The 15,007-nt window shown below is 60.0% G+C and carries 14 protein-coding genes; 10 read left to right on the top strand and 4 right to left on the bottom strand.

Features of this window, described 5'->3' with window-relative positions:
- Window positions 1-63: 63 nt before the first annotated feature.
- The 3 genes from BLP23_RS25950 to BLP23_RS25940 are packed head-to-tail and all read right to left on the bottom strand — an operon-like array spanning window position 64 to window position 2,997.
- A complete protein-coding gene (locus tag BLP23_RS25950) occupies window positions 64-744 on the bottom strand; it encodes an ABC transporter ATP-binding protein (RefSeq protein WP_092587624.1) in 681 nt (226 codons plus the stop codon).
- Window positions 741-1,982: an ABC transporter permease gene (locus BLP23_RS25945; RefSeq protein WP_092587623.1), complete on the bottom strand. Its 1,242-nt coding sequence runs from the start codon at window positions 1,980-1,982 to the stop codon at window positions 741-743. The genes BLP23_RS25950 and BLP23_RS25945 overlap by 4 nt, the downstream gene beginning before the upstream one ends.
- Before the next feature lie 7 nt (window positions 1,983-1,989).
- Window positions 1,990-2,997 carry an efflux RND transporter periplasmic adaptor subunit gene (locus BLP23_RS25940; protein WP_092587622.1) on the bottom strand — a complete coding sequence of 336 codons (1,008 nt, stop codon included), beginning with the start codon at window positions 2,995-2,997 and terminating at the stop codon, window positions 1,990-1,992.
- Between the two features lie 145 nt (window positions 2,998-3,142).
- Between BLP23_RS25940 and BLP23_RS25935 the strand changes: the two genes are divergently transcribed.
- From BLP23_RS25935 to BLP23_RS25890, 9 genes are all read left to right on the top strand, one after another.
- Entirely contained in the window at window positions 3,143-3,832 is a 690-nt protein-coding gene (locus BLP23_RS25935; protein WP_092587621.1) for a TetR/AcrR family transcriptional regulator, read from the top strand.
- A 701-nt stretch (window positions 3,833-4,533) separates the two neighbouring features.
- A complete protein-coding gene (locus BLP23_RS25925; protein ID WP_092587619.1) occupies window positions 4,534-5,880 on the top strand; it encodes an ABC transporter substrate-binding protein in 1,347 nt (448 codons plus the stop codon).
- 55 nt (window positions 5,881-5,935) lie between these two features.
- Window positions 5,936-7,237: a carbohydrate ABC transporter permease gene (locus BLP23_RS25920; RefSeq protein WP_092587618.1), complete on the top strand. Its 1,302-nt coding sequence runs from the start codon at window positions 5,936-5,938 to the stop codon at window positions 7,235-7,237.
- Window positions 7,238-7,239: 2 nt separating this feature from the next.
- Window positions 7,240-8,082: a carbohydrate ABC transporter permease gene (locus BLP23_RS25915; protein WP_092587617.1), complete on the top strand. Its 843-nt coding sequence runs from the start codon at window positions 7,240-7,242 to the stop codon at window positions 8,080-8,082.
- Window positions 8,082-9,137: an ABC transporter ATP-binding protein gene (locus BLP23_RS25910; protein ID WP_092587616.1), complete on the top strand. Its 1,056-nt coding sequence runs from the start codon at window positions 8,082-8,084 to the stop codon at window positions 9,135-9,137. The genes BLP23_RS25915 and BLP23_RS25910 overlap by 1 nt, the downstream gene beginning before the upstream one ends.
- Window positions 9,137-9,916: a glycerophosphodiester phosphodiesterase gene (locus BLP23_RS25905; protein ID WP_092587615.1), complete on the top strand. Its 780-nt coding sequence runs from the start codon at window positions 9,137-9,139 to the stop codon at window positions 9,914-9,916. The genes BLP23_RS25910 and BLP23_RS25905 overlap by 1 nt, the downstream gene beginning before the upstream one ends.
- Entirely contained in the window at window positions 9,900-10,904 is a 1,005-nt protein-coding gene (locus BLP23_RS25900) for a LacI family DNA-binding transcriptional regulator (RefSeq protein ID WP_092587614.1), read from the top strand. Before BLP23_RS25905 ends, BLP23_RS25900 begins: the two co-directional genes overlap by 17 nt.
- A complete protein-coding gene (locus tag BLP23_RS25895; protein WP_092587613.1) occupies window positions 10,904-11,725 on the top strand; it encodes an inositol monophosphatase family protein in 822 nt (273 codons plus the stop codon). The genes BLP23_RS25900 and BLP23_RS25895 overlap by 1 nt, the downstream gene beginning before the upstream one ends.
- 81 nt (window positions 11,726-11,806) lie before the next feature.
- The gene (locus BLP23_RS25890; RefSeq protein ID WP_092587612.1) at window positions 11,807-13,294 is read left to right on the top strand and encodes a sulfatase; all 1,488 of its coding nucleotides are present in this window, start codon (window positions 11,807-11,809) and stop codon (window positions 13,292-13,294) included.
- Between the two features lie 60 nt (window positions 13,295-13,354).
- On the opposite strand, the gene BLP23_RS25885 is transcribed toward BLP23_RS25890, so the two are convergent.
- A complete protein-coding gene (locus BLP23_RS25885; protein WP_092587611.1) occupies window positions 13,355-14,272 on the bottom strand; it encodes a LysR family transcriptional regulator in 918 nt (305 codons plus the stop codon).
- 123 nt (window positions 14,273-14,395) lie between these two features.
- Between BLP23_RS25885 and BLP23_RS25880 the strand changes: the two genes are divergently transcribed.
- The gene (locus BLP23_RS25880; protein WP_092587723.1) at window positions 14,396-15,007 is read left to right on the top strand and encodes a glutathione S-transferase family protein; all 612 of its coding nucleotides are present in this window, start codon (window positions 14,396-14,398) and stop codon (window positions 15,005-15,007) included.

Raw genomic sequence — 15,007 nt, 5'->3', positions numbered from 1 at the left:
TTGGTCGCGAAGGCCATCAAGTCGCTGCTGCTGGCTGGCCAAATGCCTCCGCCCGCACCGATCTCAAGGATGGGCGACGATCTTGCCATCCATGAGATGAATGCGCCGCCCCATGCGGGCCGCCATATCGAGATCATGGGTGACGGCGATAACCGTCTTGCCGCGTTCGCGCACGAGCCCTTCGAGGATCGAAAAGACCTGCTCGGAATTTTGACTGTCGAGGCTTCCCGTCGGCTCGTCCGCAAGCAGGATGGGTGGATCATTCGCAAGCGAGCGTGCGACAGCGACACGCTGGCGTTGACCGCCGGAAAGCTGATCTGGCCTCTTGTCGATATGGCCGGCAAGGCCAAGCGATGCCAAGAGTTCTTCAGCCCGCGCCTGCATGGCCGGCCGGCTCAAACGGCCAAGCTTGCGCATCGGGATCTCAACGTTCTGCCGCGCCGTAAATTCTGGCAGAAGAAAATGGAACTGGAAGACGAAACCCAGCATGGACAGGCGGGTTTCGGCGCGTTCCCTTTGGTCCATCGGATCGGTGTCTCTGCCGCCTATCGAAAGCCTGCCGCTCGTCGGCTCGTCCAGCAGTCCCAGCAGATAGAGCAGCGAAGACTTGCCGGAACCGGAAGGTCCAGTGATTGCGACGAATTCCCGCTCACCGATCGTCAAAGACACATCCTCGACCAGTGTTACGGGGACGGTTTCCGTCAAGATGCGAGTGAGGTTCTTCGCTTCAATCAAGGCGCTCATGTCGCACCCCTTATGATATCCACGGGATTAAGGCGTGCTGCACGCCTAGCCGGGAGATAGCCGGCAAAAGCCGCAGAACCGAGCGCGAAACCTGAGGCAATTGCGTAATGCAGAATGCTCCAGGCAATCGGCAGACGTGTCATTTCCTGGCCTGTCGCAGCCAGCTCGAAGCGCACCAGGGACAAGGCATAGACGAGCGAGAAGCCAAGCAGCCAACCGAGCGCTGATCCGCCGGCCCCGATGGCGACACCTTCGAGCAGAAACAGGCGCCGCATGTCCGCCTCGGCAAAACCGAGCGACTTCATGATGGCGATATCGCGCGCCTTTTCGTGAGTAATCGTCGAGATAATATTGTAGATACCAAAACCGGCGACCAGCATGATTGCTGCGACAACGGTGTACATGATCACATTGCGGATCACGAGCGCTTCGAGGAGCGGTTCATTGGCCTCCCGCCAAGCCTCGGCCCTATAGCCGAGTTCGGCCTCGATCCGGCGCGCCACCGCTGGTGCGTCATCGGGATTTGCAAGCTTGATGCGGATCTCATTGATGGCGTTGGCGCGCGCGCTCAGGATCTGTGCGTTCTTCAGCAGAACATAAGCTTCGCCCTCATCCCGGGCGGTCGTGCCGGTATGAAAGAGGCCGACGATCTTGAAATTGCGCGTGAGTCCCTCGGACGAAACCGCGGCAACTGTATCGTTCAGCCCGGCGCCGAGGCGTTTGGCCATCGTATCGCCGATGACGATATTGTTCCCGCCTGCCGCAAGGGCTCCGAAACTTCCCTCCACGAAATCGCCGATGATCGGCGAAACGCCGCGCTCGGCGACCGGTTCGATGCCGATCACCGATGCTCCGACCTCGCGGCTGGAGTAACGGATGACACCTTGCAGCTTCAGGTCTGGTGCAAGCCGGCCGGGTATCCATGCCTCGAGCCAGGCGCGCGCGGCAGTCGGATTGATGATGCCGCGGCGGTCCTCCCGCGGCCTCAGTCCGAAGATCTCCGTCGTATGGAATGCGGTTTCGGCCGGCTGCCGCCGCGCCGTTCGCTGCTCGTCGGTGATCTCGACATGCGGCATGGTATTGATCAGCTGTTCCACAAAATCGTCCTGTCCACCCTGCATGAGTGCCGCCATGGCGATGGAAAACCCGACACCGACGGCAACGCCGAACACGGCAACAAGTGTCTGCCGGCGCCGGCCGGCAATATGGGTGACGGCGATCTCGAAAATCAGCCGCATCAGAACCTCACTTCGCAGCACCGGTTATCGTGACCCAGGCCCCATCCTTCAGATCCTGCGGAAACGGTGAAATCACGCGCGCCTGTTCATCCAGACCGGACCTAATCTCGATGCCACTCGGGCCGCGGATACCGGCTTTGATCTCACGCAGCCGGGCTGAGTTTCCTTCGACGGTGAAGACCTTCTCAGCCTGCACCGCAACGGTGGGGACCAGCAGTGCATTTTCCGAGACGCGGACGATGACGTTCACATCCGTCGACATACCGATCATCAGCGGCGTGTCATCGGGAAGACGCAGCTTCACGCGATAAGTCTTCGTCACCGGATCGCCCTTCGGCGTTATGCTGCTGACGGTTGCATTGAGGGTCTGATCCTTGAAGGCATCAGATTTGAGCAGGGCCTTCTGCCCCAGCCGGAGCCGCGGAATATCCTCCTCGTTGACGTCGGCGACCACCAGCAGCGGTTTTTGTTCCCCAACCCAGAAGAGCGCCGTTCCGAGATCGGCGACTTCGCCCACTTCGCCGTCCTGGCGAAGCACGACACCATCGATCGGAGCGCGAATGATATAGCTGTCAAGGCGTGCCCTTTGGCCAACCGCCAGCGCCTTGAGCTGCTGCACCTCACTGCTTGCCCGGTCGACTGACTGCTGGGCTGCGGTATTTTTCTCCAGCATCAAATTGTAGCGCCGAAATTCCTGCTCCGCCAGCGCGAGCCGCGCCTCGAGCTCGGCAAGGGCCGCCCTCGCCTCGCTGTCATCGAGGCGAGCAAGTATGTCGCCCGTTTTTACGGTTGCACCTTCGCAGTTGCATTGCTCGACGATCCGTTCGCGTACCAGCGGCGTGACTTTTGCCCAAGTCAGAGGTTCAACAACGCCACTGGCATAGACGATTTCGGCGGCACTACCACGCGCAGGCACGACGACCGATACGGGGATGGAGTGCCAGACATACCAAGCGACCAAACCGCCTGCCACGGAGAGAGCGACGACAACGGAAAGCAAGCGGAACGGTCTCACGCCATCTGCCTTGAACTGCTGCTGTTGCCCGACCCTATAGCATTAGACCGACCGTCGGTCTATAAATGCAGGCTGAAGAATTCGGCCGCAGCATCGAATTCCGCTCCGCCAGTCAGGGGAACATACGAAAGAAACGAGCGCCGCGATGCGTGTCAAGAAACCCCCAGAGATCCGCTCAGGCGAATTGTTGAATTGCGCTCAGCGGCTCTTCTTCGCTCATGGCTACGATAATACCACGATTAACGACATCATTCGCGAAGCAGGCGTGTCGAAGGGTGCCTTCTATCACTATTTTCCCTCCAAGGAGGCGCTGCTTGAAGCATTCGCTGCCCGCCTTGCCCGCGAAAGCCTTGAAGAGATTCGACCGCTCCTCGACGATCCTAAGCTCGACGCCGTGGGACGGCTGAACACTTTGTTCGCCGGATCGCGGCGCCTCAAGGTCGAGCTTGGCCCGCAACTGCGAACAGTATTCGATGTCATCTTCCGCCCGGAAAACATCGTGCTGTTTCACCGCATCGATCAGGCTGTGACCCGCATCGTGGTTCCGCTTTTGGCCGATGTTCTCCGAGAGGGAACAAAGGAGGGTCTCTTCGATGCGCCAGACCCCGAAGCGTTCGCAGAGATGCTTCTCCTCTTTCGGCTTTCCCTCAGCAGCGTGATGCGCGAGGCCCTGATAAGGAGCCGCGAGGGCAATGTCGAGCAGGCCGTGAAGATGCTCGACGATCGCCTGAGGTTCTATGGTACTGCCATCGATCGCGTCCTGAAGTTGCCCGAGGGAACGATCGAAGTAGCTGAAACGAGCTTTGTCCGAGCTTTGCTTGATGACTCTCGATAAAATTGGAAACGTTGCGCAAAACGTTGCCGGCCAACCTGCCGGATGAGATTTGCCAGACAAGCGGTCGGGACCGGCATAGGAAAGCTGCGCCACCGGGAAACTGTGGGTTTTCGGCAAGGCGACCGGATGGTTTGGAATATTCGCAGTTCGATTCTGTTCGCCTGTCGAAGGAGGATTCGGACCCATTGCCGATACGAAGTCCAGGCCGCCGCCGGTTCGACCGTCAAGTTCCTCCGGCGACAAATCCGAGGGTTCATCAAAAAGTTGCGGAGCCGGACCAGCATGCAACAGTATTTTCAAGAAAACTGCAGGTCCATGATGCGTGTTTGATTGCGCAGAACAAGCACCGGGAAGGTGCTGGCACGCCCGTATCGTTGAACTCTCAAAAAGCCTCCGCTGGAATCCCGCTTGGGGGCCGGTGAACTTGCAAACGGCATGTGACCGATCCACAGCGCAGAACGTTCCACTCGCATTCGAAGGGTTTTGCAAAGCCGGATTCGGCGCGCTGCGAAACGTCGCTTGCAATGTTTTTCCGCCGAGTCATAATAATTTTGCACACGTGCTCAATATTGTCACGCGGTCGTTACGCAGATCCCCTAGAGCGGAAACCGTTCGCGCTTTTCATGGGATCTCCGGGCCGGCCGTCAGCAATGGTGATGGCCCGCCAAGAGGCTCGCACCAATCTCTGGGGAGATGAAGAGATGACTATTTTGCCGACATTGAAGTGCATGACCGTCGCCGCCGCCATCCTAGCCACGACGACCGCCCTGTCCTTTGCCAAGGATCTGACCGTTACGGTCTGGGCCGGCGGCACAGGCCCGAACGACGTCTATCGCCTCGACGCAATCGATATTGCAGCCGAGCAGCTCCAGCGGGAAGCCGCTATCAAGGGCGAAGATCTCAAGATCAAGGTCGAGAAAAAGGCCTATAGCGGCTGGGAGGACTTCAAGCAGGCGATGACGCTTGCCGCCGAGGCGAAAACCGCTCCGAACATCGTCGTCACCGGCCACGAGGACATTGGCCCCTGGGCACAGTCCGGCCTGATCGTGCCGATTGAGGACTATGTCGACCTCGATTCCTGGCCGCTTAACAACATCTATGAAAACCTGATGGACATTGCCTCCTTCAGCGGCACGGTCTACGGCATCCCGCAGGACGCCGAGTCCCGCCCGATGTTCTTCTGGAAGCCTCACATGAAGGCGATCGGCTATACCGATGCTGATCTCGACGCTCTGCCGCAGAAGGTCCAGGACGGCAGCTACACGATGAAGAACCTGCTGGAAGACGCCAAGAAGATGCAGGACAAGGGCATCGTGCAGCCAGGTTATGGCTTCTACCCGCGCTACACCAACGGTCCGGATTTCTGGCAATTTTACACGAGCTTCGGCGGGACGATGGAAGAAGACGGCAAGCTGGTCTTCGACAAAGCTGCGATGCAGCGCGCGTACCAGTTCTTCGCCGACGCTGTAAAAGACGGCGTCACCAAGAAGAACCATATCGGGATGCCGGCCGACCAGTGGTGGAAGGAAGTGGCATCCGGCAAGGCCGGCATCTGGCACGGCGGCACCTGGCATTATGCCCGCTACGTCAACCAGGAAGGGCTGAAGGACTTTTTCGGTAATGTCATCTTCACGCTGATCCCGGCCGGCGAAGGCGGCAAAGCCAACACGCTGACGCATCCGCTCGTCTATCTTCTGACCTCGGGCCACGACAAGGACGACACCGAGATCGCCGCCCAGTTGATCAAGATCGCCTCCGAGCCGCGCATCAATGTGCTGCATGCGGTCAAGTCCGCTCATCTCGGCATTTCGAAATCGGAAACCGAGATCGAGCTCTACTCCTCCGACCGCTGGACGCGCGAAGCCACCGAGCGGCTTCTGCCCTACGCCAACGCGATGCCCAACAATGCCGATTTCGGCACCTACTGGAACATCATGTGGAAGGGCCTCGAGGCCTCCTGGACAGGCGCCAAGAGCGTCGATGCTGCCGTCAACGACGTAGAAGGCGAGCTGAAGAGCACGCTCGGCGACAAAATCATCATCCGCTGAGCGCAAGCAAGCCTCCGGGCGGCCCCACCCGCCCGGACATTTTGCGGAGGCTTTCATGAGATCGTCCAGAACGCTCGGGCTCATAATGATCGCGCCGGCCGCGATCATGATTGTCTTGTTCTTCTTGATGCCGGTCGTCCTAACCGCCGTCTTTTCCTTCACGAACATGACGACCGCCACGGGAATTTCGGGCGGCGCCTACCAGATCGCCCCAAATTCGATCATCGCGCTCAAGGACGAGATGCCGGAGGTCGTGCAGCAGCTTACCGCGTCGCGCTACGCGATCGACGAGGAGGGCATCAAGGACGTCGAGGGCCTTGCGCTTGAGCCTGGCATCGCCATGGAGCTGCGCGAAAGACATCTCGGTGAGGTCTTCTCGTCGCGCCGCGAAGCCGAACGCATGATCAAGGATCTTAACGACCGGCCGTCGACCCGGGACGTCAAGGAAATCTCCGAGCAGTTCAACCGCTCCGTTGCCAATCTGCGTTTCTCGAGCAAGGAGGACCTTTTCGCCTCGCTCGACAAGTTCGGCCTCAAGATGACGCCGGAACAGAAGGAAGGCCTCGCCAGCGCGACCTATACCGGCTGGAGGTGGACGACGGAGAACTTCTCGCGCATCGCCTCGTCACCGGATATGGCGCAGATCCTTTTCAACACATTGCTCTACGTCGCCCTCGTGCTCGTGATCTTCAACACGAGCTACGCCATGCTCCTCGCGATCTGGACTCACTACATGCCGAACGCTCCGGCAACGATTTTTCGGTCCGTCTGGCTCCTGCCGCGCATCACGCCCGTCGTCATCTATGTGCTGATGTGGAAATGGCTCGCCTGGGATACCGGCTTTATCTCCACCTTCATGGGCAAGTTCGGCTACCCGCCGAAGAACTATCTTCTCGACAATGCTTATAACGCTTGGCTCTTCGTGGTGCTGATCAACGGCTTCATCGGCGCCTCGATGGGCATGCTGGTCTTTTCCTCGGCGCTGAAGGCGATCCCGAAGAGCCAGTTCTTCGCAAGCGAGGTGGATGGCGCCAGCCGCTGGCAGCAGATCCGCTACATCATCCTGCCGCAGATGCGCTGGCCGATCCTGTTCGTCACCTGCTACCAGACGCTGTCGCTGCTTGCCTCCTTCAACGAAATCCTCCTTTCGACCCGCGGCGGGCCGGGCAAGGCGACCGAAGTCTGGTCGCTTGCCGCCTATCACACGGCGCTCAATAACTACGCGGGTAATCTGGAATATGGCCTTGGCGCCGCTATGGCACTCGTCCTCGTGATTATCGGCATCATCCTGTCGCTCGCCTATCTGCGCGTCTTCAATTACGCCACGCTGGTTGCGCGGCCGCTCATCGAGGATTGATCATGGCGGAGAAATCGCAGCCCTCGGCGAACTACCGCACCTGGCCGGTCATTCTGGCGCTCGCCATCGTCAGCCTGCCGCTGGTGCTGATGTATGCCTATCTCTTCATCGATACGATCACCGACAAGCAACCGGCGGCGCTGATGCCCGATACGCTTACCCTGCGGCACTGGGCATTCCTTTGGCAGACGCCGCCCGGAAGGCCGAACATCTGGCTGGTGACGCTGAACACGCTGATCTTCACGGCGAGCACGACGGCCGTCGTGCTGCTCGTCTCTTCCATGGCGGGCTATGTGCTGTCGCGGTTGAACGTGCCTGCCCGCGGCTTCTTCCTTGCCGGCGTCATGGTGCTGCATGCCTTCCCGTCGGTCACGCTCATCATCGCGATCTTCATCGTACTGCAGATGGTCGGTCTCTATAATTCACTGATCGGCGTCATCCTTGTGAAGGCCGCGATCGACCTGCCACTCGGCATATGGCTGATGAAAGGCTTCTACGACAGCGTGCCCTGGGAGATAGAAATGGCCGGTGTCGTCGACGGCGCCTCGCGCTTTAGGGTCTGGCGCAGTCTCGTGCTGCCTCAGGTGCGTCCGGCGATCATGGCGCTGGCGCTCTTCTCCTTCCTTTCAGGCTGGGGAGAATTCATCCTGCCGCAGGTATTGGCCCCAGGCGGTCAGGTACAGGTGCTCTCGGTCTACCTTTCGGGACTGATTGCCGATGACAACAATTTCGACTTCGGCACCTTCAAGGCGGTCGGCGTGTTCTACGTCATCCCGGTGCTGCTGCTTTATGGATTCTTCCACAAATATCTCATGAATATCTATGGCGGCGGGAGCAAAGGCTGATGCGTATACTCCTCGACAATTTCTCGAAGAGCTTCGGCACCACCAAGGTCATCGAGAACATGAACCTTCAAGTGGCCCACGGCGAGATGCTAGCCCTGCTCGGTCCTTCGGGTTGCGGCAAGTCGACGACGCTCTTTGCCATCTGCGGCATCCATCGGCCGACTGGGGGCCGCATCCTCTTCGGCGACCGCGATGTTACCGATCTTCCGAGCCAGGTGCGCAATGTCGGCGTTGTGTTTCAGTCCTATGCGCTTTATCCGCACATGACGGTTGCCGAAAACATCGGCTTTCCGCTGAGGGTCAAGGCAATGCCCTCAGCCGACATCCGCAAGGAGGTCGACCGCATCGCCGCTCTCGTGCAGATCGGCAACCTGATGGGGCGCCGCCCCTCTGAGCTTTCCGGCGGGCAGCAGCAGCGCGTGGCGCTCGCACGCGCGCTGATCCGCAAACCGGACGTCCTGCTTCTCGACGAGCCGCTCGCCAATCTCGACGCAAAGCTCCGGCTGGAGATGCGCTCGGAAATCCGTCGCATCCAGCGCGAGACGGGCATCACCGCGATCCTGGTCACCCACGACCAGGTGGAAGCCATGAGCATGTGCGACCGCATCGCCATCATGAAAGAAGGTGAGATCATACAGATCGCAACACCGGCAGAGATGTATAGCGACCCGCGCACCGCCTTCGTTGCCGGCTTCCTGGGAAACCCGCCGATCACCTTCCTGCACGGCGTGGCGGCAAAGGGTGCATTCTCCATTCCAGGCAGCGAGATCAAAGTTCCACTCCCCGCTTCGGTGGACGCCTCCGATGGCGCCAAGCTGATGCTCGGCGTGCGCCCGGAGCACTACAATCCAACCGGCGACGTGCCGGTCACAGGCGTCGTGAACTTCGCCGAAACGCAGGGCCGTGAAAATCTTTATGACGTGCGGCTTGCCGGGGGACCGCTGCTGCGCTCCATCCAGCCGGTCCGCCACGACATCAAGATCGGCGACGAGGTCACCTGGGCAATCGACAGCCGCAACGTGTTCATTTTCGACGAAGACGGACGGAGGCTCTGATGCAACGTGATTTCTCGGCCTTCTTCGAGCGCTATGGCTGGCCCGCCTGCAAGGGCCGGCTGCCTCTGTGCATCGGTCATCGTGGCGCAAGCGGGCATGCCCGCGAAAATACGCTCGCCGCCTTCCGTCTGGCGGCGGACCTCGGGGCAGAAATGTGGGAGCTCGACACACAGTTGACCAAGGACGGCGTAGTCGTCGTTTCCCATGACGACCATCTTGAGCGCGTCTTCGGCGTGGACAAGCGTATTTCGGAGATGGTCGCAACCGAGCTTGCCGCACAGGACGGCGTCGACGTCCCGACCTTCGAGGCGGTCGCCGCCCTTGGCCGCCAGACCGGAACCGGGCTCTATATTGAGCTGAAAGCACCGGGAAGCGGCCTTCGCTGCTGGCAGCAACTGCTCGAAAAGGGCCAGCGCTTCGCCTGCCTCGGCTCCTTCGACATCGCACAGGTCCGCGAGCTTCGCGAAGCCGGTTGCGACTATCCGCTGTCTGTGCTTGTTCGCGTCGGCGATAATCCGCACGTGATCGGCGAGGAGGCGGATGCCGATATCTTGCATCTGTGCTGGGAGCGCGCCGGCGAGCGGCCGCAAGATCTGGTGACCCCGGTGCTGATGGAGCGCGCCTTCGCAAGCGGCCGCGAGATCGTTTTGTGGCATGAGGAAAGACGGCCGATCCTCGATGAGATCATGAAGCTGCCGGTGCTTGGTATCTGCACGGATCTGCCGGATATGATGCGCACCGTGCCGGGTGGGGAAAGAAAGTTTGGCAGACAAGGATAAAGGACCGCGCAGAGTAACGTCCTTCGACGTGGCGCGAGTTGCGGGGGTCTCGCGCGCGGCCGTATCGCGCGCCTTCACGCCCGATGCGAGCGTTTCGCCGAAGACCCGCGAAAAGGTCTATCAAGCAGCCAAGGAGCTCGGCTACCGCGTCAACTACCTCGCGCGGAGCCTGACGAACAAGCGCTCCGATCTCGTCGGCGTCGTCGCCGCCGGGCTCGACAACCCGTTCCGCACGCTTCAGATCGAGCATCTGGCGCGCACGCTCATTTTCCGCAATTTCCGTCCTATTCTGTTGCCGACCTCCAAAGAGGCGGATACCTCGACCGTCATCGGCCAGCTTCTGCATTATGCCGTCTCCGGCGTAATCGTGACATCGGACGCTCCGCCGACGGAAATCTGCGAGCAGTGCGCCGCCGAGGGCGTGCCGATCGTGCTGATCAACAAGGGCGACGAGATTCCCTTTGTCGACCGCATCATTTCCGATGACCAGACCGCCGGAAATCTGGCCGCCGATCACCTGGTCGAAAACGGCGCCAGGCGTCTCGCCGCAATTGCCGCGTCCTCCGTCTCCTACACGGCACGCCGCCGCAGCGAGGCTTTCCTTGCCCGCTGCCGCCAGCGCGGCCTCGAGGCGCAGCTCTTCACCGTCGGGCTAAACGACTATCGAAGCGGCTTCGACGCGGCATCCGGGCTCATTTCCTTGGGACTCGATGGCGTCTTCTGCGCCAACGACTACATGGCCTGCGGCGTGATCGACCGTCTGATGTCGGGCCGCAGCCGCGAAGACGTACCCGACATGCGCGTGATCGGCCATGACGATATTCCCCAGGCAAGCTGGGCTGCCTATGAGCTCACAACCATCCGCCAGCCTTGCGACCTGCAGGCCGACCGGGCAATCGGCCTGCTGATGAGCCGGATGGCTCAGCCGGATATGACGGCGCGCGTCGAATTCACGCCCGTTTCGTTGATCAAGAGAAGGACTGCCTGATGAGGTCCGCATTCGATCCCTCCGCCCTAGAGGCCCGCGCTGCGGCGGCGGTAGACATCGCCCGCCATGTCGGGCGCGAGGCGGCCCGCTTCCGTGCGGAAATGGGTTCGGAACTCAAGGTCGAAAACAAGGGCCTGCAGGATTTCGTGACCGTCGCCGACCGCAATGCCGAGCGGGCCATTCGCGACAGGCTGCTTGGGCTGTTCCCGCAAGACACCTTTGTGGGCGAGGAAACCGGCGGCGGAGCCGGCAGCGCTGGAACCTGGGTGGTCGATCCGATCGACGGTACGACGAACTACATTAGAGGCTTCCGCCACTGGGGCGTATCGATCGCATTTTGCGCCGAAGGCTGCCTGCAGATCGGCGTCGTTTACGATGCCGCCAAGGATTCCGTCGTCTCGGCAATCCGTGGCAGGGGCGCGTTTCGCGAGGAAACACCCATTCGTGCTGCGGCGACGAACGATCCGGCCAATGCCATCTGCATTCTCGGCCATTCGCGCAAAACGAGCTTCGACGAGCACCTTGCCGTCTCCCGGCGCTTACATGAGCGCGGCATGGACTACCGCCGCATGGGCGCGGCCGCGATCGACCTCCTACGTGTCGCCGAGGGTGCGGCCGATCTCTATTACGAGCGGCATCTGAACGCATGGGATATGCTCGCAGGCGCGCTGATCGCTTGCGAAGCGGGCGCGAAAGTCGCCATGCCCGCGTTACGCACTCTTCTGTTCGAAGGCGGCCCGATCGTCGCCTATTCGCCGGGGCTTGCCCGCGAATTCGAATTCATCATGGAGATCGAGGGCCTGGCGCCGATGACGGACTGACCGGACTGCCGCGCAACGCCCGCCCGGGCGCGGGCGGGCTGCGCTTGTCGTCAGGAGCAACCGCGTAAGAGGAGTTTGCCAATGAAAACCGTCTTTGTTCTCTTCGATTCCCTCAATCGCCACATGCTCGGCTGTTACGGCGGAACTCGAATACCAACGCCGAACTTTGACCGCCTTGCCGGGCGCTCGATGGTCTATGACAAGCATTATGTGGGCTCCCTGCCCTGCATGCCGGCACGGCGGGATCTCCTGACAGGACGCCTGACTTTTCTGCATCGCAGTTGGGGGCCCCTCGAACCATTTGACAATGCCTTTCCCGAGCTTCTCAAGCAGAATGGCGTGCATAGCCACCTGATCACCGATCACTACCATTATTGGGAAGACGGCGGCGCGACCTATCACAATCGGTATTCGACCTTCGAGTTCGTGCGAGGTCAGGAGTCGGATCCGTGGAAGGCGATGGTGCAGCCTCATTGGGAGCGTCTACGGGAAAAATATCACGAAGCCCAGACCGGCGGCGGCCCGATCAGCAAGTACGGGCCCTACATGATCAATCGAGAATTCATCAGGCAAGAAAAGGACTTCCCCTCTGTGCAGTGCTTTGCGCATGGTTTGGAGTTTCTCGACCTCAATCGCCAGGCTGATGACTGGCTACTGCAGATCGAAACATTCGATCCGCACGAACCCTTCTTCGCGCCGGAGCGCTTCAAGGAACCTTTCAAGACCGGATGGAATGGGCCAATCCGTGATTGGCCCCGCTATGGACGGGTTGAGGAACTGCCGGAAGAAGCTGATGAACTCAGAGCCAACTATTACGCAATCGTGTCACTATGCGATTTTTTGCTCGGCCAGCTGCTCGATTACTTCGATACACACGACATGTGGAAAGACACCGCGCTCATCGTCACGACCGATCACGGGTTCCTTCTCGGGGAACACGATTTTTGGGCCAAGAACCGCATGAACATGTACGAGGAGATCGTACACATCCCCTTGTTCATCCATGATCCGCGCAGGCCCGCTGCGGGAAGGATCGACCGGCTGACCCAGTCCATCGACGTGGGGCCGACATTTCTCGATATATTTGGAGTAGATGCCCCGCCAGAGACAGAAGGGCAGTCGCTTCTGAAGCCGAATTCCAAGGACGCGGTTATCTTTGGCTATTTCGGCGGCGCAGTCAACGTAACCGATGGCCGCTATACATACCACAGGTTTCCAGCCGATCTCCTGAAGCAGGATATCTATCAGTATACAGTTATGCCTACGCACATAACGCGGCCATTCACGCCGGAAGAACTGTCAGCGGCGACTTTGGCCAAGCCGTTTTCGTGGACCAAGAATGTTCCTCTGCTGCGGGTGCCGGTGACCGAAAGATCGCCGATGTTCGACAATTATGGGCCTGGAGCATTGCTAGAGAAACAAACGCGTCTCTATGATCTGGCAACCGATCCCGGGCAAGAGTGGCCCCTTCAGGATCCCGCTCGGGAACGCTGCATGCTTGAGTTGATGAAAGCCCTCATGCGATCAAACGATGCGCCTGCGGAAGCCTTCAAGCGCCTCGAACTATGAGTGACGTCATCGCCCGGACGTCGCCGTGAGTATCTCGCGGCGTGCTTTTTTCGCTGGCGTTCATCTGATTTTCGAAAGCTCTGCATTCACGCCCGCGCGGCGTCGCAAGCGTTCCGCCGCGAAATCCACGAAGGCACGCACCCGGGCGGAAACCATGCGCCCTTGCGCATGAACGATGTGAACCGGCACCGGCTCGCGTTCGTATTTTGCAAGCACGATCCTGAGACGCCCGGCCTGTATCTCGGGCGCCACCTGGTAGGACTGGAAGCGGGAAAGCCCCCAGCCGGCCACAGCGGCCGCGATCGCTGCGTCATTCGTGTTGCAGATGAGCCTGGCGCTGATGGGCACGCGAATGCTACTGTCCTTTCCGAACAGCCATTCGGAATGGCCAAAAAGCCCGTCGCGTCCGATCATTCTGTGACCCGCAAGATCCTCCGGGCTTTCCGGCTCGCCCTCACGGGCGAAATAGTCGGGCGAACCGCAAAGCACCTGCCGGATAGACCCGATCCGACGCGCGACGAGGCCGGAGGCGGGAAGTGATGCGATACGCACAGCAACGTCCAGACCTTCCTCAACGAGGTTGGTGACGCGATCGACGAACACGGTTTTGATCTGCATGGCAGGATAAAGATCGAGAAAATCGAGTATCACAGGAAGCACGTGGATGCGCCCGAAAAGCGCAGGCGCCGTCACGGTAAGCAATCCCGCCGGATGCGTGAAGCTGCCCGCCGCATTGGCTTCCGCCTCGGCAATTTCCGCCAGAATCCGTCGACAGTCGGCCATATAACCTTCGCCAGCTGCCGTCAGCTTTAGCGAACGGGTCGTGCGCACGAGGAGGCGCGTACCGATCAAGCTTTCCAGTTTGGATACCGCTCGCGTTACCGACGGAGGGCTCATATGCAGGACTTTAGCGGCCAGCGCAAAACCGCCGCTGTCCACCACTTGTACGAATACCCGCATCGCCTGCCACCGGTCCATCAACCTCTCCTGGGCCGAGTTTATTATTTCAGGATATGAAATGGTTTAGTGTCACTTTTCACTCTTACCATCATCGATCTTAATAATCATCATGCAGCCGATCTTATGACTCAGGAGGCTGACATGAAGCTCTACTATCATCCGCTGTCGGGCCACGCCCATCGTGCGCGGCTCTTTCTCTCCCTGCTTGGCATCGACCACGAGCTCGTGCTCGTCGATCTGGCGAAACGGGAGCACAAGCAGGCTGAATTCCTCAAGCTGAACCCGTTCGGCCAGGTCCCGGTGCTCGACGACAACGGCACCATCATTTGCGATTCCAATGCCATTCTTGTCTATCTTGCGAAGAAGGCAGGACGGAACGACTGGCTTCCCGAACATTCCAAAGGTGCCGCCGCCGTCCAGCGATGGCTATCAGTGGCGGCCGGTCAGATCGCGCATGGTCCGGCGCAGGCGCGGCTTATCAATGTTTTCAAGGCACCCTATCGCCCGGAAGAGGCCATCCCTCGCGCTCATGCCATACTAGTGCTCATAGAGGCTGAGCTGGAAGGCCGCGACTGGATCGCTGCCGACCGAGCGACGATTGCCGATGTCGCCCTTTACAGCTACGTGGCCCGCGCCCCGGAGGGCGACGTGGATCTCAAAGACTATGCAAACATCCGCGCCTGGCTAAACCGTGTCGAGGCGCTGCCCGGCTTTGTTGACTTCCAGAAGACCCCAGTCGGCCTTGCGGCTTGA

Source organism: Rhizobium mongolense subsp. loessense, assembly GCF_900099775.1.
In the GTDB taxonomy this organism is placed as follows: domain Bacteria; phylum Pseudomonadota; class Alphaproteobacteria; order Rhizobiales; family Rhizobiaceae; genus Rhizobium; species Rhizobium loessense.
This window is presented reverse-complemented; position numbering and strand designations above follow the sequence as displayed.